General features: G+C 60.3%; 20 protein-coding genes. 8 read left to right on the plus strand and 12 right to left on the minus strand.

What is annotated here, in order from left to right:
• Window positions 1–8 precede the first annotated feature (8 nt).
• The 3 genes from JLC71_RS11400 to asd form a co-directional block, all read right to left on the minus strand.
• On the minus strand, window positions 9–608 hold the full coding sequence (locus JLC71_RS11400) for a FapB/FapC family functional amyloid domain-containing protein (RefSeq protein ID WP_200915536.1): 600 nt from the start codon (window positions 606–608) through the stop codon (window positions 9–11).
• A gap of 9 nt (window positions 609–617) precedes the next feature.
• Window positions 618–1,064: a FapA family amyloid fibril periplasmic chaperone gene (locus JLC71_RS11405; RefSeq protein WP_200915537.1), complete on the minus strand. Its 447-nt coding sequence runs from the start codon at window positions 1,062–1,064 to the stop codon at window positions 618–620.
• A gap of 355 nt (window positions 1,065–1,419) precedes the next feature.
• Window positions 1,420–2,259, minus strand: coding sequence for an archaetidylserine decarboxylase (asd, locus tag JLC71_RS11410; protein ID WP_200915538.1), 840 nt, complete (start codon window positions 2,257–2,259; stop codon window positions 1,420–1,422).
• 168 nt (window positions 2,260–2,427) lie between these two features.
• On the opposite strand from asd, the gene pssA reads away from it, so the two are divergent.
• Together pssA and JLC71_RS11420 are read left to right on the plus strand one after the other, a co-directional pair.
• Window positions 2,428–3,192, plus strand: coding sequence for a CDP-diacylglycerol--serine O-phosphatidyltransferase (gene pssA / locus JLC71_RS11415; protein WP_200915539.1), 765 nt, complete (start codon window positions 2,428–2,430; stop codon window positions 3,190–3,192).
• Between the two features lie 140 nt (window positions 3,193–3,332).
• Entirely contained in the window at window positions 3,333–5,123 is a 1,791-nt protein-coding gene (locus JLC71_RS11420) for a 2-isopropylmalate synthase (protein ID WP_200915540.1), read from the plus strand.
• A 320-nt stretch (window positions 5,124–5,443) separates the two neighbouring features.
• Here the strand turns inward: JLC71_RS11420 and JLC71_RS11425 are convergent, their stop codons facing one another.
• Complete coding sequence (locus JLC71_RS11425; RefSeq protein WP_236250874.1) at window positions 5,444–5,818, minus strand: DUF2069 domain-containing protein; 375 nt, start codon at window positions 5,816–5,818, stop codon at window positions 5,444–5,446.
• Entirely contained in the window at window positions 5,815–6,414 is a 600-nt protein-coding gene (gene wrbA / locus JLC71_RS11430) for an NAD(P)H:quinone oxidoreductase (RefSeq protein ID WP_200915541.1), read from the minus strand. Before wrbA ends, JLC71_RS11425 begins: the two co-directional genes overlap by 4 nt.
• Before the next feature lie 59 nt (window positions 6,415–6,473).
• Here wrbA and JLC71_RS11435 point away from each other — a divergent pair, with 59 nt between their 5' ends.
• On the plus strand, window positions 6,474–7,670 hold the full coding sequence (locus JLC71_RS11435) for a YihY family inner membrane protein (RefSeq protein ID WP_200915542.1): 1,197 nt from the start codon (window positions 6,474–6,476) through the stop codon (window positions 7,668–7,670).
• A gap of 40 nt (window positions 7,671–7,710) precedes the next feature.
• Here the strand turns inward: JLC71_RS11435 and aroB are convergent, their stop codons facing one another.
• The 7 genes from aroB to JLC71_RS11470 are packed head-to-tail and all read right to left on the minus strand — an operon-like array spanning window position 7,711 to window position 14,276.
• On the minus strand, window positions 7,711–8,793 hold the full coding sequence (gene aroB, locus JLC71_RS11440; protein WP_200915543.1) for a 3-dehydroquinate synthase: 1,083 nt from the start codon (window positions 8,791–8,793) through the stop codon (window positions 7,711–7,713).
• Window positions 8,786–9,322, minus strand: a complete 537-nt coding sequence (locus tag JLC71_RS11445; protein ID WP_200915544.1) for a shikimate kinase — start codon at window positions 9,320–9,322, stop codon at window positions 8,786–8,788. The genes aroB and JLC71_RS11445 overlap by 8 nt, the downstream gene beginning before the upstream one ends.
• Before the next feature lie 51 nt (window positions 9,323–9,373).
• Window positions 9,374–11,434, minus strand: coding sequence for a type IV pilus secretin PilQ (locus JLC71_RS11450; protein ID WP_200915545.1), 2,061 nt, complete (start codon window positions 11,432–11,434; stop codon window positions 9,374–9,376).
• A complete protein-coding gene (locus tag JLC71_RS11455) occupies window positions 11,431–11,955 on the minus strand; it encodes a pilus assembly protein PilP (protein WP_200915546.1) in 525 nt (174 codons plus the stop codon). Before JLC71_RS11455 ends, JLC71_RS11450 begins: the two co-directional genes overlap by 4 nt.
• 14 nt (window positions 11,956–11,969) lie before the next feature.
• Window positions 11,970–12,602: a type IV pilus inner membrane component PilO gene (locus JLC71_RS11460; protein ID WP_200915547.1), complete on the minus strand. Its 633-nt coding sequence runs from the start codon at window positions 12,600–12,602 to the stop codon at window positions 11,970–11,972.
• Between the two features lie 10 nt (window positions 12,603–12,612).
• Window positions 12,613–13,203, minus strand: coding sequence for a PilN domain-containing protein (locus JLC71_RS11465; protein ID WP_200915548.1), 591 nt, complete (start codon window positions 13,201–13,203; stop codon window positions 12,613–12,615).
• Entirely contained in the window at window positions 13,200–14,276 is a 1,077-nt protein-coding gene (locus JLC71_RS11470; RefSeq protein ID WP_236250875.1) for a pilus assembly protein PilM, read from the minus strand. Before JLC71_RS11470 ends, JLC71_RS11465 begins: the two co-directional genes overlap by 4 nt.
• Window positions 14,277–14,444: 168 nt before the next feature.
• Between JLC71_RS11470 and JLC71_RS11475 the strand changes: the two genes are divergently transcribed.
• Genes JLC71_RS11475 through JLC71_RS11495 form a run of 5 tightly spaced genes read left to right on the plus strand, consistent with a single transcriptional unit; the run spans window position 14,445 to window position 19,111 of the window.
• Window positions 14,445–16,760, plus strand: a complete 2,316-nt coding sequence (locus JLC71_RS11475) for a penicillin-binding protein 1A (protein WP_200915549.1) — start codon at window positions 14,445–14,447, stop codon at window positions 16,758–16,760.
• Window positions 16,705–17,382: a nucleotidyltransferase family protein gene (locus tag JLC71_RS11480; RefSeq protein WP_200915550.1), complete on the plus strand. Its 678-nt coding sequence runs from the start codon at window positions 16,705–16,707 to the stop codon at window positions 17,380–17,382. The genes JLC71_RS11475 and JLC71_RS11480 overlap by 56 nt, the downstream gene beginning before the upstream one ends.
• A gap of 6 nt (window positions 17,383–17,388) precedes the next feature.
• A complete protein-coding gene (locus JLC71_RS11485; protein WP_200915551.1) occupies window positions 17,389–17,958 on the plus strand; it encodes an NAD(P)H-hydrate epimerase in 570 nt (189 codons plus the stop codon).
• Window positions 17,955–18,248 carry a transposase gene (locus JLC71_RS11490; RefSeq protein WP_200914865.1) on the plus strand — a complete coding sequence of 98 codons (294 nt, stop codon included), beginning with the start codon at window positions 17,955–17,957 and terminating at the stop codon, window positions 18,246–18,248. The genes JLC71_RS11485 and JLC71_RS11490 overlap by 4 nt, the downstream gene beginning before the upstream one ends.
• The gene (locus tag JLC71_RS11495) at window positions 18,245–19,111 is read left to right on the plus strand and encodes an IS3 family transposase (protein ID WP_200915552.1); all 867 of its coding nucleotides are present in this window, start codon (window positions 18,245–18,247) and stop codon (window positions 19,109–19,111) included. The genes JLC71_RS11490 and JLC71_RS11495 overlap by 4 nt, the downstream gene beginning before the upstream one ends.
• Window positions 19,112–19,122 lie beyond the last annotated feature (11 nt).

Here is a 19,122-nt window from a genome sequence, read left to right on the forward strand (position 1 = left end):
GCCGGTTGTTAACCAGGCGGACGCGAGAACTGCACGGCCAGCGCGTTGCCGGCGACATTGCCGTTACCCGCAACCTGGTTGACTTGCACCACCCCACGACCACCCCGAAAGGCAGCCGGGTCGATACTCGTTTGCGGCAATCCCGGCGCCGCGAGTTGCTCCAGCGCCGCTTGCCCGCCCTGCCCGGACAGCAAGGCATCGTCGGCGCCGCGTACCACGATCAGGCCGGCACTTGCCTGCGCGGTGGTTCCCACCGCGATCGCCAGCGTATTGCCGACTGCATTTTGTTGACCGGCTTGCTGGTTGATGCCCAGCACACCATTGAATCCACTGAACGAAGTGCCTTCGATCCGGGCCTGCGGCACATTGCCGCCCCCTCCCGCTTGCACCGCCACGTTTACCACCGTGCCGACCGCCTGTGCCATCGCGGCACCGTCCGAGTTCATTGTCAGACTGCGCAGATTGGCAGCGGCGTTGACATTGCCGGCGGCCTGGTTGATCGACAGCACGCCTTGTCCGTTAGCGCCCGTATTGGTGATCACGGCGACATCGGCTGCTGCAGCCAGCGGCAGCAAGGACACATACAGCAGGGGCCACGTTGCGTTCATGTTGTTCTCCTAACGTGCCGTCAACGGAGCCAGCGCCTGGCCAAGCTGGCCGGCAATGCCCGCGGTCGCGCCACTGATCGTCCGGCCGACACCACTCGCACCACCTGCACCAGCCATTCGCCCTGCACCACCGGCTGCGGCCGGGCTGCTCCAGGCAGCGGTTGCGCCGCCAAAACTTTGTCCACCGGTCTGTCCTGCATGCAGCTTGCCCATCAGCGCCTCGTCGGCTTGGCTCCAACCGGCAACATCGCGGGTCGCGTCGGTGGTTTGACGAGCCGGCGAAGCGCTGACTTCGACCGGGTTCGGTGACTTCGGGCTATCCGGGCGGTAGGCAATGCGCGGTGCAACGTCGCGACTGATCAGGATTCCCCCTTCGACGGCCAAAGCCGCTTGGCTTGCGGCGAAGATCGCCACTGCCAGAACCGGACTGCTGTAGCTGAAACGGGATGACCACATGATCTCGACTCCTGACTTGCTTGCCAGGAGTAATGCAGGCGGCGTGCCAGGTGCACATAAGACGATGAATAAAAAGGGAATTTAGTTTTTTTTATATGGCCACGTCAGCGCGTTTGCATCAGGTTTGAGACACAATAGGCTCGAAAAACCATGCCCAGCCTAGCCTTGGGCCGTGCACGTGCTGGGCACGGCAGTCGCAGCTACAGGTATTGAGGCAGGGCGCGCCGTGCCGCACCACGGCCGCCGAAATGAAACGCCTGGCAGCGTGGAAAAGTGTCTCAAGCCTGAGTTCAGCCCATGAAAAAGCCCCGCCGGGGCGGGGCCATCGCGCTGCGCGTGAACGGCAATCGGCCGATCAACCCGCCATTGCCTCGCCCAAGCGAACGGATTTGGCCGGCCTCCAGGCGCTGGAAAACTGCACACCCGGCTGTGGAAACAGCAGCACGACGGTCGAGCCCAGCAGGAAGCGCCCCATTTCCTCGCCTTTCTTCAACATGATCTGCTGGTCGCGGTAGTCCCAGCGACGAACGGCCTGCTCGCGCGGCGGGTTGACCATGCCGTGCCAGGCGGTGGCCATGCTGCCAACGATGGTCGCGCCGACCAGCACCAGCACAAACGGCCCTTGCTCACCCTCGAACACGCAGACCACGCGCTCGTTGCGGGCAAACAGGCCCGGCACATTGCGCGCCGTCGCCGGGTTGACCGAAAACAGCTCGCCGGGCACATAAATCATCTGCAGCAGACGCCCGTCGCACGGCATGTGGATGCGGTGGTAATCCTTGGGGCTGAGATAGATGGTGGCGAAGCTGCCATTGTCGAACCGATGTGCCAGCGCGGCATCGCCGCCCACCAGCGCCGTGGTCGAGTAGCTGTGGCCCTTGGCCTGGAAGATCTGCTCCTGCTCGATCGCACCGCACTGGCTGATGGCGCCGTCGACCGGACAGACCAATGCTGACGCGGCCAGCGGACGGGCGCCCGGCTTGAGTGCACGGGTAAAGAAATCGTTGAAGCTGGCGTAGCTGGCGATATCCGAATCGGCGGCCTCGTGCATATTCACGCCATATCTGGCCACGAAGCGGCGAATGATCCATGTCGTGACCTTGCCGCGTGCCGGCGTGGCGACCCATCCGGCAAAGACCGTGAGCGCCAGCTTGGGCAGCGCGTACTGCAACAGGATTTTCAGGCGTTCGGGCACAAAGCGCTCCGCATCTCATCAAACCGGCGATTGTAACGCAAGCGCCGCGCGCTCATCACGCCTGCGCGCTGCCGGCGGTTTGCCCCGAGCAGCGCCTGGCGTATTAAACTCTGCCTGGTAAAACATTCACCGGCAGCTGATATGCCCCTGCCACGACCAGAGAGAACCATGACCCCGAATGCCAAAAGCCCGATGAATCTGCGCCGGCAGAGCATTTATCTGTTGCCCAACCTGTTTACCTTGGGTGCGCTCTTTGCCGGTTTCTACGCCATCGTTCAGGGGATGAATAACCGCTTTGAACACGCGGCGGTGGCTATTTTCGTCGCCATGATCCTTGACGGGCTCGATGGCCGGGTTGCGCGGATGACGCATACGCAGTCGGAGTTCGGCGCGCAGCTCGATAGCCTGTCGGATATGGTCAGCTTTGGCGTCGCGCCGGCGCTGGTCACCTACGCGTGGATGCTCAAGGACTACGGCAAGCTCGGCTGGATCGTCGCCTTTGTCTACTGTGCCTGCGCGGCACTGCGTCTGGCGCGCTTCAACGTCAACATCGGCATTGTCGACAAGCGCTGGTTCCAGGGGCTGGCCAGTCCTGCCGCCGCCGGCATCATCGCCGGACTCGTGTGGAACGTGCACGAGTTCGCCGAGGAAATCGCCCCGGTCATCCACCTGCTGCCCTATGTCGCGATCGCAACGACACTGTTCGCCGGTCTGTCGATGGTCGTGAACGTGCGCTTCTGGAGCTTCAAGGAATTCAACGTTCGTAAAACGGTACCGTTCTACGCCATGCTGATCCTGGTCTTGGTGTTGATCGTGCTGGCGGCCAAGCCGGCGCTGGCGCTGTTCCTGTTCTTCGCCGGCTATGGCCTCTCTGGCTATGTGTACTGGTTGTGGCAATGTCTGCGCCGCAACAAGCGGCAGGAAGCCGCCTGATTAGACACAACGTCTAACATCGAACTAAAAAGCGCCCAATCGGGCGCTTTTTTTCGCAACGACGCACGATATCGACAAAACAGTTTGACTCAACGTCCGACAATTCGTAATCTAGCCACTCAGACATGAGGAGAAACAGCGTGCAATTGGACATCGAACGTCTAATCGCCGAGTTCGGCGGGCCGGGGCCGCTGGCGGAGGCACTCAATATTGCCTTCCCCGATGAGCCCGTCTCGCGCGCAGCCATCTACAAATGGCGCGAACGCGGCACGCTGCCGCTGTCTCAACTCAACAAACTCGCACAGCTCGCGGCCAGCCGCGGACATCAATTCAACATTCAGTCTTATCTGGCCGGTACGCAGCCGGCATCGATCACTTGGGGAGAGCCGGTCATGGGCGAACGTTTGTACATTTTCGACACAACCTTGCGTGACGGCGAACAGTCACCCGGTGCGTCGATGACGCGTGAAGAGAAAATTCGCGTCGCCCGCCAGCTGGAAAAACTCGGTGTCGACATCATCGAAGCGGGGTTTGCCGCCGCCAGTCCCGGTGATGCTGCTGCAATCCACGCCATCGCCGAAGCGGTGAAAGAATCGACGGTCTGTTCACTGGCCCGCGCCAACGAGCGTGACGTGCGGGCCGCCGGTGAAGCCATCCGCCCCGCCGCCAAGGGCCGCATTCACACCTTTATCGCCACCAGCCCGATCCATATGGAGAAGAAGCTGCGGATGAGCCCGGACGAAGTCGTCGCCGCAGCGGTGAAGGCGGTGAAGATCGCCGGCGAATACACCGCCGACATCGAATTCTCGGCCGAAGATGCGCTCCGCAGCGATATCGACTTCCTCGCGCGCATTTTCGGTGAAGTGATCAAGGCCGGCGCCAAGACCATCAACGTGCCCGACACCGTTGGCTACGCCGTACCGCAACTGACCGAACGCTTTTTCCGCGAGCTGATCGCCAAGACACCCGGTGGCGACAGCGTGATCTGGTCGGCGCATTGCCACGACGACCTCGGCATGGCCGTCGCCAACTCGCTCGCTGCGGTAATGGGCGGCGCGCGTCAGGTCGAGTGCACCATCAACGGCCTCGGCGAACGCGCCGGCAACGCCAGCCTCGAGGAAATCGTCATGGCGGTGAAAACCCGCCACGATATCTTCGGCGTCGAAACTCGCGTCGACGCGACGCAGATCGTCCCGACCAGCAAGCTGGTCTCGACCGTCACCGGCTATCCGGTGCAGCCGAACAAGGCCATCGTCGGCGCCAATGCGTTCTCGCACGAATCGGGCATCCATCAGGACGGCGTGCTCAAGCACCGCGAAACCTACGAAATCATGAGCGCCGAATCGGTCGGCTGGGCCGCCAACAAGCTGACCCTGGGAAAACTGTCGGGCCGCAACGCCTTCAAGACCAAGTTGTCCGAGCTCGGCATCGTGCTCGACAGCGAGGAAGCGCTGAACGCCGCCTTCGCGCGCTTCAAGGCGCTCGCCGACAAGAAGCGCGAAATCTTCGACGAAGACCTGCACGCACTGGTGTCGGACGAGCTGATCTCGATCGAGCAGGAAACCTACCGGCTGACGTCGCTGAAAGTGGTGTCGGAAACCGGCGAAATTCCGCTGGCGAATCTGGTGATGACCGAGGCCGGCCAGGAACGTCACGCCGATGCCCAGGGCGACGGCCCGGTCGATGCGGTGTTCAAGGCGATCGAATCGCTGGTCGCAACCGGCGCCGAGCTGCAACTGTACTCGGTCAACGCGATCACCCAGGGCACCGACAGCCAGGGCGAAGTCACCGTGCGCCTGAGCCGCGATGGCCGCATCGTCAACGGCCAGGGTGCCGATACCGACATCCTCGTCGCCAGCGCCAAGGCCTATATCTCGGCGGTCAACAAGCTGGCGAGCAAGAACGAGCGGACTCACCCGCAGCCGGTGTAACGATCATTCCGAACCGGTGTCGCCCCCATGCTGGGACGGCTATGGACGACGCCACCGATCCGGACATGCAATAAGAAACAGGCCAAACATTGCGCCGGAAACCGGCTTGCCCACAAGGCGAGCCCGGCGGCTGCCCATCATGGCAGCCGATCCGCCCGCCAGCACAAGCCACAAGCTTGCTGTTGCGACGAGGCGCCCGGCCGCTTCTTTTCCCCCAAACGGTTAAGAAAATCCAGCGAAGCGATGCTGGCAAGGCGTGCGAAGCGCAGACAGTACAAACAAGTACGGCAAGCAAGCACAACGCAGCCAGCAGGATTTCCTTAGTCGTTTTCGGCCGCCAGCACGCTCGGGCGAGTCCACTTGGCGTAGCACGACACCGCAACGAAGCACACCGTTGCCAGCAACACCTCCCCGCCCGCCAGCCAGCGCGACAAACCGGCATCACTCCACACCCGCATCAGCCCCTCGGCCCACCACAGCAGGATGAACATCGACGTCCACTGATAGGTGTAGCGCCGGCCGTGGATCAGCCCACGCAGCGGCAACAGCAGCGGCAGGGCTTTCAGCGCCAGGGTCGAGCCACCGGGTCGCAGCGGCGCCAAGACCAACTCCCAGGCCAGACACAGCGCAATCAGCGCCACCACACTACCAACGGCGCACCATTGCGCCATCGCGCGGCGATCGTGCGGGCTCATCGCGGCACCGCCAGTTTCAGCGCAATTTCGGCCAATCGGCGTCCTTGCAGAATCGCCAGCTGCTTTTCGGCCTCGCTGATCGGCAGGCGGCTTTCCGGCCCGGCGATATGGCTGGGGCCGTACGGCGTGCCGCCCGACGTCGTCGTCGACAGTAACGGTTCGGTATATGGCGTGCCGACGATGACCATGCCGTGGTGCAGCAGCGGCAGCATCATGCTCAGCAAGGTCGTCTCATTGCCACCGTGCATCGAGCCGGTGCTGGTGAACACGCAGGCGGGTTTACCGGCGAGCGTGCCACTCAGCCAGTCGTTGACCGTGCCATCGAGAAAATACTTGAGCGGTGCCGCCATATTGCCGAAACGCGTCGGGCTACCCAGCGCCACGGCTATGCATTCGGTCAGATCGGCCAATTCGACGTAGGGTGCGCCGCTGTCCGGAATCGTCGCTTCGACCGCTTCGCACACGGTTGAAATACGCGGCACCGTACGCAGACGCGCCTGCGCGCCGGGGACCGATTCGATGCCGCGGGCAATCAGCTGCGCCAGTTGGCGCGTCGCACCGTGGGTGGAGTAATAAAGGACGAGAACGTCGCGCATGGCGGCTCCGGATTGAGGGGTGCGGTATTATAAAACGATTGAAACCTTGGCCTTGATCGATGCGCCGACCTTTTCCGCGTCTGAGCGAACTTGCCGACTGGCGACGGCTGTCGGGCTTTGCCCGTTTCGTCGCCCAACGTCTCGTCGCCGACCGCTGCATGCAGACCGCCGGCAGCCTCGCCTACACCACCATGCTGGCGATCGTGCCGCTGTTCACCATCGCGCTGACGCTGTTCTCGGCCTTCCCGATGTTCAGCGCCTACAGCGGGCGTTTCCGCGCCTTCATCCTCTCCAATCTGGTGCCGGACACCGGCGGACGCATCGTCGGCACCTATATGCGGCAGTTTTCCGACAATGCCGAAAAGCTCACGGCACTGGGTATGGTCGCGCTGGCGATCACCGCCTTGCTGCTAGTGTTCACGATCGAGAAAACCCTCAACGAAATCTGGGGCGTACAAAAACCGCGCCGGCTGCTGTCGCGCACGCTGATCTACTGGGCGGCGCTGACGCTGGGGCCGCTGGTGCTCGGCGTCAGCCTGTCGCTGACCTCTTGGCTATCGCATGGGCTAGGCACGACGTCGCTGTTCGCGATCGCCCCGGTCGCACTGAGTTTCGCCTCGCTGGCGCTGCTGTATGTCGCGGTGCCCAACTGCTATGTGCCGCGTACACACGCACTCACCGCGGCAGCGGTGACCACGGTGTTGCTGGAACTGATGAAGAAGCTGTTCGGGCTCTACATCCAGCAGTTCGGCGCCTACAAACTGCTGTACGGCGCCTTCGCGGCATTCCCGATCTTCCTGCTGTGGCTGTATCTGTGCTGGGTGATCGTGCTCGGCGGTGCGGTGCTGTCGGCATCGCTGTCGTACTGGCACGGCGACGGCTGGCGCTGGGGCCGTCACCATGGCACCCGCTTCGAGCAGGCCGTGCGGATACTGCTGACGCTGGCGCAGGCACACGGCAACGGCGAGGTGCTGCACATCGATACGCTGCGTCGCCGCGTCGGCCTCGGGCTCGATGCAACCCAGGCCCTGCTGGAGCGGATGTCGCTACGCAACTGGGTCGAGGCGAGCCGTGAAGGCGAATGGCTGATCGCGGTCGCGGTCGAGCGGATTACGCTGCTGGATATCTACGAACAAGTGGTGACGCCACTGAGCGCCGGCGTCGAAGCCGGCCTGGCGCCGACCGTCGTGGCGATGCGCCAGCCGCTGACGGCAACGCTGGCCGAATACATCGACGCGCTGGACGACCAGAAATGAAAAAGCCCCGCCAAGCGGGGCTTTTCACATCCAGGGCCGCCTACGCGGCGCAACCGGCAGCCAGTGCCGCCTTCACCGTCGCCACCTCCAGCTCGCCGATATACGACTGGCCAAGCTTCTCCAGCAGGATGAACTTGATCTTGCCGGCGTCGACCTTCTTGTCCTGCGCCATCAACTCAAGATAACGATCCTCGCCCAGCTTGGGCGACACCACCGGCAGGCCGGATTTTTCGATCAAGGCCTTGATCCGTGCCAGCTCGGCTTCGGAAATCTGCCCCAGTTCGCGCGACGCCAATGCCGCCAGCACCATGCCGGCGGCAACCGCTTCGCCGTGCAACCAGGCACCGTAGCCGAGGCCGGCTTCGATCGCGTGGCCGAAGGTGTGGCCGAGATTCAGCAGCGCGCGCTGGCCGTGCTCTTTTTCATCGGCTGCGACGATACGCGCCTTGTTCTGGCAGCAACGCTCAATCAGGTATTCAAGCGCATCGACATCACGCGCCATCACTGCGTCGATATTGGCCTCAAGCCACTCGAAGAACGCCAGATCGTCGATCAAACCGTACTTGATCACCTCGGCCATGCCAGCAGAGAACTCGCGCGCCGGCAGCGTATCGAGCGTCGCCAGATCGGCCAGCACCAGCTTGGGCTGATAAAAAGCGCCAATCATGTTCTTGCCCAGCGGATGGTTGATCGCCGTCTTGCCGCCAACCGAGGAGTCGACCTGCGCCAGCAGCGTGGTCGGAATCTGGATAAACGGCACGCCGCGCTGGTAGACCGCCGCGGCAAAACCGGTCATATCGCCGATCACGCCGCCACCGAGCGCGATCAGCGTCGTCTTGCGTTCGCAACGTGCCGAGAGCAAGCCGTCGAAAATCAGGTTCAACGTTTCCCAGGTCTTGAAGCGCTCGCCATCCGGCAGCACGATGGTGTGCACCTGCACATCGGCGGCTTCAAGCGCGGCCTGCAGGCGCGGTAAATACAGCGGCGCGACCGTTTCATTGCTGACGATGGCCACGCGCTTTTGCGGCAGCTGGGCGACGATGGCCGACACATCGGCGAGCACATCGCGGCCGATCAGGATGTCGTACGGCGCATGGGCGATTTCGACTTTGACGTTACGCATTGAGCTTTTTTTCCAGTTCGCGCAGCAGGCGCTGCGTCAGCGATTGCACGGTCTGGCTGCTGGTGTCGATGACGAGGTCGGCGAGCTCGCAATAGATCGGATCCCGCGCCTCGAACAGCTCCTGCAGCTTCTGCTTCGGATTGGCTGTCTGCAAGAGCGGGCGATTCTTGTCGTGCGAGGTGCGCGCGAACAGATCGTCGACGCTGGCACGCAGGTAGATCACGAAGCCGTTGCGGCGCAGGCAGTCGCGGTTGTCCGGATTGAGCACCGCACCGCCACCGGTGGCGAGCACGACGCCGTGCAAGGCGGTCAGCTCGGCGATCGCCGCCGCTTCACGCTTGCGAAATCCATCTTCGCCTTCGACCTCAAAGATCACCGGGATCCGCGCGCCGCTGCGGGCGATGATCTCGTGATCGGAGTCGTAAAACGTCTTGTCGGTCGCGCGCGCCAAGGCCCGGCCGACAGTCGTCTTACCGGCCCCCATCAGGCCGACCAAATAAAAATTGCCTGGCAGTTTCATGCCAAGCATTGTATCCGAAACCCCCGCCGCAAGCCCATGGCCGCGGCGGGGGAACCCACCTTAACGCAACGACAGATTCGAATCGAGGATCTTCGGCGTGATGAAAATCAGCAGTTCGCGCTTCTCGTCACGGGTCGCGGTATTTCTGAACAGATAGCCCAAGCCCGGGATATCGCCAAGGAACGGCACCTTGTGCACATCCTTGCCGGTTTCCTGGATATAGATACCGCCGATCACGACCGTGCCACCGTTCTCCACCAACACCTTGGTCTGCACTTGCTTGGTGTCGATGGACGGGCCGGCCAGCGTATCCCGACCGCGGCTATCCTTGTTGACCTTGACGTCCATGATCACATTGCCATCCGGGGTAATCTGCGGCGTCACTCTCAGCGACAGCGTTGCCTTCTTGAACGACACCGAGGTGGCACCGTTCGGAGCGGTTTCGGTGTACGGGATCTCTTGGCCATCTTCGATCACCGCCTCGACCTGATCCGCAGTCACCAGGCGCGGGCTCGATACGATCTTGCCCTTGCCGTCCGCTTCCAGCGCCGACAGTTCCAGACCGAGCAAACCATCATTACCGGCAATCAGCATCGCGATCGAGCCTGCACTGAAACCGTTGATTGCGGCGGCCGGCAGATTGACCGATGGCACATTGCCGGCGATCGCCGGGACAACCGCACCATCGGAACCCTTGACTTCCTTGGTCGTCAGTGCGCCACCACCAACCACATCGCCCTTCCAGCCGACACCGTGGAATTTCACCCCCAAGTTGCGGCTAAAACCATCGGTGGCCTCGACAATCCGCGCCTCGATCATCACCTGACGCACCGCAATGTCGATCTTGCCAAGCATCTCGCGAATCTGCTCCAGCTTGGCCGGAATATCCTGAATGATCAGGGTATTGGTACGAGGATCGATGACCGCACTACCGCGTGGCGAGAGGATCTTCTGCTTGTCATCCTTGAGGATTTTCTCGAACGCCTCGGCCTTGTGATACTTCAGCGTGAAATACTCGGTGCGGGTCGGTTCCAGCTCGGAGATCTGTTTCTTCGACTCCAGCTCCTGCTTTTCCTTCGCGGCGAGTTCATCACGCGGCGCGATCCACAGCACATTGCCACTACGACGCTGATCCAGCCCCTTGGCTTGCAGAATGATCTCCAGCGCCTGATCCCACGGCACGTCCTTCAGTCGCAAGGTCAGGTTGCCGCTGACGGTATCGCTGGTAATGATGTTCAGGCCGGTAAACTCGGCGATCACCTGCAGTACGGTACGAATTTCGACGCTCTGGAAATTCAGCGACAGTTTTTCGCCCTTGTAATTGGGCTTGAGATTGGCGAGTTTCTTGTCGGCGCTTGAGTCACGCACTTCGATGATGAAGCGGTTCTCGGTCTGGTAAGCCGAGTACTCCCACACTCCCTTGGGCTGAATGACCATCTTGGTCTGATTGCCCTGGCTATAGGTATCGACCTTCTGTACCGGCGTACCGAAATCGGCCACGTCCATGCTGCGTTCAAGGTTTTTGGGCAGCGCGGCCTTGTTGAACTCGACGATCAGCGTTTGACCCTGCTGGCGGATATCGATACCGACATTCGGACTCGACAGGTCGATGACGATCTTGCCTTCACCGGTGTTGCCGCGACGGAAATCGACATTCTGGATGCTGTCAGCGCCCCCGCTGGCCTTGGTCGGTGCGAATTGGGTCACTTTCTGCTTGGCGACCACACCACCTTGCGCGCCATCGACCGTCACCAGCAGCGTGTTGCCGTTGGCTTGGGTTTGATACGACGCCTGCTTTTGCAGATTGAGCACCAAACGCGTGCGGCCGTTGCCCTCGGCGATATTGATCAGTCGCAGCGCACTACCGTTGACCTGAATCGAACTCTTATCGAACTGGTTGCCGGTATTGGCAAAGTCCAGCGCAATGCGTGGCGGCGTGTTGACCGAAAAACTGGTCGGTGTCGGCGCCGGGCCACTGAATGTCAGCTTGATCACCTGCTTTTCTGCGGACAGGCTACTCACCTCGACATTGGTGATGTTGTTATCGGCCGCGAACGCAACCGTTGCCGCGAACGCGCAGCACACCGCCCACACCCGCTGCAGCATCATGTATTTCTTCATTTTTTCTGCTCCGCGTCATCCAGGGCCAGGGCGGTTTCCCGCTCAACCCAATCTCCCCCGCTATCCTCGACGATTTCCTTGAGTTTGACCTCCGTCTCGGAAATTCCCGTCACCATCCCGAAGTTCTGCCCCATATAGCTCCCGGGTTTGACTCGGTACAGATTACCGTCCGGCCCGCGTATCAGTGCCTGAATCACCTTGCCCTGTTGCAGCGTGCCCACCATGCGCAGCTTTTCCAGATCGTAGTTCTCCAGCACTTCTCGCGGCCGGTTCATGTTCGGCGCCAGGCCCGAATTGTTCGAGCGCTTGGCGACTTCCATCTTTGCGGGACGGAAGGGATCAACCAGCGTAAAGGCATCGTAAGTGAAAGGCTTGTACGGTTTGACCTCGGGCAGAGGTTCGACCTTGCCGCGCAATCCGTCCGACTGCTCCTTCATCCACTCCTTGAGATCGCTGTTCTCTTCTCCGAAGCAGCCGGTCAAGCCCAAGGCTGCCAGCATCAGCACGATCGTTCTTTTCATGTGTGCCCCTGTGCCTAGCGCTTTTTCTTCTTCGCGTCGGCTTCCGCCTGACGAATCGACTGCAATTCGGCGTCATCCAGCGAACGGTAGGTTTTGGCTACCGCCTGCATGACCAGGGTGTCCCCATCCTTGCCATTGCTCAGCTGGATATTGCTCAGCGTCACAATCCGCGACAGCTGCGCCACGTCGCTCACGAATGCAGACAGATCGTGATAGCTACCCACAATGCGGATATCGATGGGTAATTCGGCAAATTCAGCCGTCTTGATCTCGGTTCCCGGCTTGAACAACTCGAACTGCAAACCCCGACCCACACCAGCCTGGTTGACCTCGGTCAGCAGGGTTTCCATTTCCGACTTGTTCGGCAACTGCTTGAGCAAGGCGCCGAAGGACAGCTGGATTTCTACCAGCTGCTGCCGATAGGCCTCAAGATTGATGGCCTTTTTCTTTTTGTCGAGAAACTCGATTTTCAGCTGCTCTTCCTTGGCCCGGCCTTCGTCGAGTGCCTGCATCTGGTCACTCCAGACGTAGCCGTAGCCAGCGCCAACCACCACGGCAAAAACAATGGCGAGCAGACCGATCTGTGCACCCATCGGCCAATCGCCGATATTCTTTGGATCCAGATTGCGTATTTCGTCTAGCGTCATGGCTGCCCCCTTAAGCGCGCGGCACAGCAGCCGGCGTGGAGGCCGCCCGCTCGTCCCCGCCGCTGCGGGTGATCTTGATATTGAGGGTGAACTCGGAAAGACGCTGGTTGGCGACCTGAGCCGATTTCACTTCAATCAGCAGCGGCTGCTCGAACACTTCCGAATCGTTCAGGTTGCGCATCAAGGTCGACACGCGCGCGTTCGATTGCGCGTAGCCAAGCAGGACCAGCGTGTCGCCGTTCTGCTTCACGTCCTTGAGATAAATCCCCTCGGGCGTCTGCCGCGCGAGCTGATCCATCACATGAACCGTTTCCGAGCGGTTCGACTGCAAGCGCTCGACCACCGTTTTACGGTCAAGCAGCGCCTGCCGTTCGGCCTTGAGCTTCTCGATTTCGGCAATCTCGCGCTCAAGCTTGGCATTTTCTTCGGCCATGAAGCGGTTGCGCTCGTCCTGCGTGTCGATGCGGGCGTTGTAAAACATATAGCCGGCAATCACGACACCAACGGCGGCGATAAAACTGGTGCCCAGCATGCCGATGTAGCGGCGCTGACGCGCCACCCGGCGTTGCTCGCGGTGGGGAAGCAGGTTAATCCGGATCATGACGGGTCAAACCTCCGCATCGCCAAACCACATGCGATCAGCAAGGAGGGCGCATCAAGCTGAATCTGCTTGCCGCGAATCTTGCCGGTCGCCATACCAAAAAAGGGATTTGCCCGCATCGTGCTAGGTACCTGCGCACGGGTCGACACGGCCTCATCAAGCCCGTGAATCGCGCTGCACCCGCCGGCGAGCAGGATGTGGTCAACCGAGTTGTAATTGCTGGACGTATAGAAGAACTGCAAGGAACGGGAGATTTCCAGTGCCAGCGTATCGATGAAGGGCTGCAGCACTTCCGGCTCGTAGTTCTCGGGCAGGCCACCGGTTTTCTTCGCCTGCTCGGCCTCTTCGGACGACATGCCGAACTTGCGCTGGATTTCCTGCGTCAACTGGTTGCCGGCATAGGCCTGATCGCGACTGTAGATCGACTGGCCGTCCTTGAAGATGTTCATGTGCATCGCGGTCGCGCCGATGTCGACCACCGCGACGATCTGGTTATCACCATGACCGGGCAGCTGCGGGCGCATCAACTCGAACGCGGCCTGGGTCGCATACGATTCAACATCGACCACCACCGCCTTGAGCCCAGAAGCCTCGATCACGGCAACGCGCTCATCGACCTTTTCCTTCTTGGCGGCGGCGATCAGCACCTCTTCTTCTTCCGGCACGGCAGCAGACTGTCCGAGCAACTGGAAGTCGAGGTTAACCTCGTCCAGCGAGAACGGAATATACTGATTCGCTTCCATTTCGACCTGGGTTTCAAGCTCGCGCTCGGAAAGCCCGGCCGGAACCAGGATTTTTTTGCTGATCACCGCGGCGGCCGGCAAGGCGATCGCCACGTTTTTGATACGGGAATCCAGATGGCGCCACGCACGGCGTACGGCTTCGCTGACCACGTCCATATTGGCAATGTTGCCGTCACTGACGGCATCTTTCGGCAACGGCTCGATGACGTACCGTTCCAGGCTGAAGTTGCGTCCGACCATACCCAGTTCGACCATCTTCACGGCCGACGAGCTGATGTCCACCCCGATCAGCGGCGGCGCCTTCGGCTTGAGAAAGTCGAGATTCAACACGTATTTTTCCTTAGAAAATAGGAAATTGGCGTAATTTTTTTCAATTCTACTTTTTGATGCTAACAGCGGGTTCTTCGGGCTGTAAAGTTACCGTGAGAAGCCGATTTATTTTTGCAACAATCATGCTTTAGCGTAAATTAACTCATGTCAATTCTTGATTAAACGACAATGACAAAACGAATTTTGATGATCGTCACCGGTGCCTTAATCGGCCTGATTCTGGTGACGGCCGGCCTTGTGTTTTTCGCGGTGGTGATCACTTACCCGCGCTTGCCGGCGCTCAATGCACTCACCGACTACCAGCCCAAAATCCCGCTGCGGGTTTATACATCAGATCGGGTACTCATTGGCGAATTCGGTGAAGAACGCCGTGCATTCACACCAATCGACCAAGTGCCCCAATTAATGAAACAGGCACTGCTCGCGGCCGAGGACGAGCGATTTTATCAGCACGGCGGCATTGACTATATCGGCGTGGCCAGGGCCATGCTCGGCAATATCCTCTCCGGACACTCCCAGTCAGGTGCCAGCACGATCACCATGCAGGTCGCGCGCAACTTCTACCTGTCCAACGAGAAAACTTTCACCCGTAAATTCAACGAAGCCTTACTTTCATTCAAGATCGAGCACAATCTCTCCAAAGATCAGATCCTCGAGCTTTACATCAATCAGATTTATCTCGGACAACGCGCTTACGGCTTTACCACTGCCGCTCAAACCTATTTCGGCAAAGACCTGAAATCCTTGAGCGTGGCCCAGTACGCCATGCTGGCCGGCTTGCCCAAGGCGCCATCGGCCTTCAACCCGGTTGTGAATCCAAAACGAGCCACGCTACGCCAGCAATATGTGTTGCGCAGAATGCACGAATTGCGCTTCATCACCGATCAGCAATACCAGGAAGCGCAGCAGGCACCGCTTGAACTCAAGCGTGGCAGCCTGCAGTACACGGTTCACGCCGAATACATTGCCGAAATGGTTCGCCAGATGATGGTCGAGCGCTACAAGGACGTGGCCTACACCCAAGGCTTTCAGGTCTACACCACGCTTGATAGCCAACAACAAACCGATGGCTATCAAGCGCTGCGCGAAGGTCTGTTCGGCTACGATGTTCGGCACGGCTATCGCGGCCCCGAAGGCTTTGTTGATGCCAACTTGCTGAACAGCGGCAACGAAGAAGCGCTCGACGAAGCGCTCGCCGACACCAACGACTACGACGAATTGCGTGCCGCGGTGGTGCTAAGTGCCTCGCAGCAAGCCGTAGAGGTCTATCTAAAGGGTGGCGAGAAGCTGCAAATCGGTGCCGATGGCTTGTCGTTTGCACGCTCGGCGCTTTCGGCCAAAAACACCCCCGCCAACCGGATACGCCCTGGCGCGATCATCCGTGTCAAACAGGGACCCAAGGGCTGGCAGATCAGTCAGTTACCGCAGGTCGAAGGCGCTTTTGTCTCAATGGATCCGCAATCGGGCGCCATTCGCTCGCTAGTGGGTGGCTTCGACTTCTCCCGCAGCCACTTCAATCACGTCACCCAAGCCAAGCGCCAGCCAGGCTCCAGCTTCAAACCCTTTGTCTATTCATCTGCACTTGAGCGCGGAGTCACACCGGCTACGCTGATCAATGATGCCCCGCTGGTGATCAATCCGGAACAGCTCGGTGGTCAGAAGTGGGAGCCACAAAACGACGATGGCAAGTATCTGGGGTTGATGACCGTCCGCAACGCGCTGACGCTGTCGCGCAACCTGGTATCGATTCGCATCCTGCAATCGATCGGTGCCGAGTATGCCCAGCAGTACCTGCCGCGCTTTGGCTTCAACCCCAAAGACCACCCGGCCTATCTGACCATGGCCCTCGGCGCCGGGAGCGTGACCCCATTGCAGATGGCTGAAGGCTATTCGGTGTTTGCCAACACCGGTTATCGGGTGCACTCCTACTTCATCGACCGGATTGAAGACAGTCGCGGCCGCGTGCTGGCACAAACCCAGCCGGAGATTGCCGGCAAGAATGCCAAACGAACCATCGATGCACGCAACGCATTCATGATGACCAGCATGCTGCATGATGTCGTTCGCTACGGCACTGCCTCCCGCGCCAACAAAGCGCTTGGCCGAGCAGATCTTGCCGGCAAAACCGGCACGACCAACGATATGCGCGACGCCTGGTTCGCCGGCTATCAACCATCGCTAGTCGCAATCACCTGGGTCGGCTTCGACCAACCCAAGTCATTGGGCGCCGGTGAATATGGTGGGCGCCTGGCGCTGCCGATCTGGATCAATTTCATGAGCAAGGCACTGCGCAACGTTCCGGTATACGATTACGCTGTACCGGAAGGCATCGTTACGCAAAGCATCGACACCAGTCGCGGCCCGCAAACCGAGTACTTCTACAGCGAGTACACCCGCACCAATCCGGAACTCGGGCTGGGTGGCGGAGATGGTGGTGGCACCAGCGCCCAGCCGCTCGACGAGATCAAGGATCTGCTGTTCTAGGAGGCAAGCCATGCCGAGGAACACTCCGTCCGAGCGACACGCGGCGGCGCACCGGGCACAAATCGCCCACCGCGCCGCCAAACTGATCGCAGAGGATCACCTGCACGATTTCGCGCTCGCCAAGAAAAAAGCCGCGCGCCAGTTGGGTTTGGAGGATCACGCACTCTTACCTTCCAATCAGGAGATAGAGGGCGCGCTGGCCAGTTACCGAGCCATCTACCAACCTCAGCATGCCGGAGATTTGCAAGCCTTGCGCGCTGCGGCGATCGGCGCGATGCAACTGCTCGGACCGTTCGAGCCCTATCTCACCGGCTCGGTACTCTCGGGCGTGGCCGGGCCGCACTCCGACATCAACCTGGTCATCTATCTGGATGACCCCAAAAGCATCGAGCTTTACCTGCTCAACCACAGCGTTGATTACCGCCATGTCGATGCCAACGCGGGGCACCGGTATGAAGGTTACCCGACACTGGCTTTCGATCATGAAGGTATCGCCGTGCGGCTCTCGGTAAGGCCAAAGAACGCCGAACGCGCCCAAGTTCGTGGTGAAGAACGGGCCAGAATCGAGCAGTTGCGGCGAATCATTTTTGATGCGCAGCAACTGGCAGCATTCAATCTCTGACCTTCCATGACCGCGCTGTACCTAGCGGCGACGCTGAAACAGCTTGAAGCTGAATACGCACAGCGCCAGCCGTCACTGATCGCGCAAGCCGGCCAAGCCATCGCCCAATGGTTGCTTGCTCACCAGCGAGGCAAGCACTTCGGCATCCTCATCGGCCCGGGCAATAACGGTGCGGACGCGGTCATTTGCGCACAGCATTTAGTTGATGCCGGCCAGCGTGTTCGCCTGATCACCGATCTGCCGGCCCCCACGCTCGAACCTTTTCAAGCAGCACGCGCGCGGCTTGGCACACTCGCCGCCCTGCGAGGGCGCATGGCGGACTTGGCAGAATGTGACATTATCATCGATGGCCTGTTTGGCTCGGGGCTTAATCGTCCACTTGATTCGACATTGATAGCGGCGCTCCAGCACATTGATCAGCTGGGTAAAGCCATCGTAGCCATCGACGTACCCAGCGGGCTCGACAGCAATCTCGGGACACCGCTCCCCTACGCATTGCATGCGACGCACTGGTCTGTCCCTATACGGAAGGACACTAACTTAAGGTGGATAATCGCCACCAAGGAGTGTTCATGACCCAAATCCGCCGTACCTTTCCCGAGTCCTTCAAGCGGGAAGCTGTTGAGCAAATCCTGGCTGGCACGCCGCTACGTCACGTGGCGCAGGCCTTCGGCATCACCGAAGGCCTGCTGGGCAAATGGAAACGCCAGTTTCTGCTCAAGGGCATGGATGCCTTTCCTGGTCATGGCAAGCAACTGGGCGAAGCAGCCGAACTCAAGCGTCTGCGCGATGATCTAGCACGCGTCACCATGGAGCGTGACGTCCTAAAAAAAGCGCTCGCCATCTTCTCGCAGCCCACGAAGTGAAGTACCGCGCCATTCAGGCGCTTGCTGAGCGTTATCCTGTTGCCGTCATGTGCCAGTTGTTCCGCGTCTCACGGAGCAGCTACTACGCTTGGCGCAACCGGCCGCCTTCGATGCGAGAGATGGCTAATCGCGTGCTGTTACGGGAAATCCGTCTGGTCCATGCCGAAGTCAACGGCATCTATGGGCATCGTCGGATACATGCGGAACTGGTCGCACAAGGCTTCGCCTGTGGCCGCCACCGTGTTGGCCGCCTGATGCGCCAAGGCGGGCTGAAGGTACGTTCCCGTAAACGGTGGCGACCTGTCCCGGTCAGCCAACACCTGCTTCCGGTGGCACCAAATCGGCTGGAACGGCAATTCGACGCATCCGGGATGAATCAACGCTGGGTGTCGGACATGACTTACATCCGTACTGACGAGGGCTGGCTGTATCTGGCTGTGGTGCTGGACTTGTATTCCCGCGCCGTGGTCGGCTGGGCAATGCACCATCGAATGCAGCAAGAACTGGTGCATGCTGCGTTGACGATGGCCGTTGCCAGACGGAAACCGGTGCGGGAGGTGCTGCTGCATTCGGACCGAGGCAACCAGTATTGTGCGTTTGATTACCAGATGTTGCTGAAACGGCACGGCATGGTGCCGAGCCATTCACGAGCGGGCAATTGCTGGGACAACGCTGCGATGGAAAGCTTCTTCCGGTCGTTGAAGGCGGAGCGGGTTTACTTGACCCGCTACCGGAGTCACGACGAGGCCCGCGCGGATATATTCGACTACATCCGATTTTACAATCATCGCCGCCGCCATTCGACGCTGGATTACCTGGCACCGGTCGAGTTTGAACGGCAGCATTCAGCGCTTAGCGCTTAATCCTCTGTCCT

The organism is Jeongeupia sp. HS-3, assembly GCF_015140455.1.
GTDB lineage: Bacteria > Pseudomonadota > Gammaproteobacteria > Burkholderiales > Chitinibacteraceae > Jeongeupia.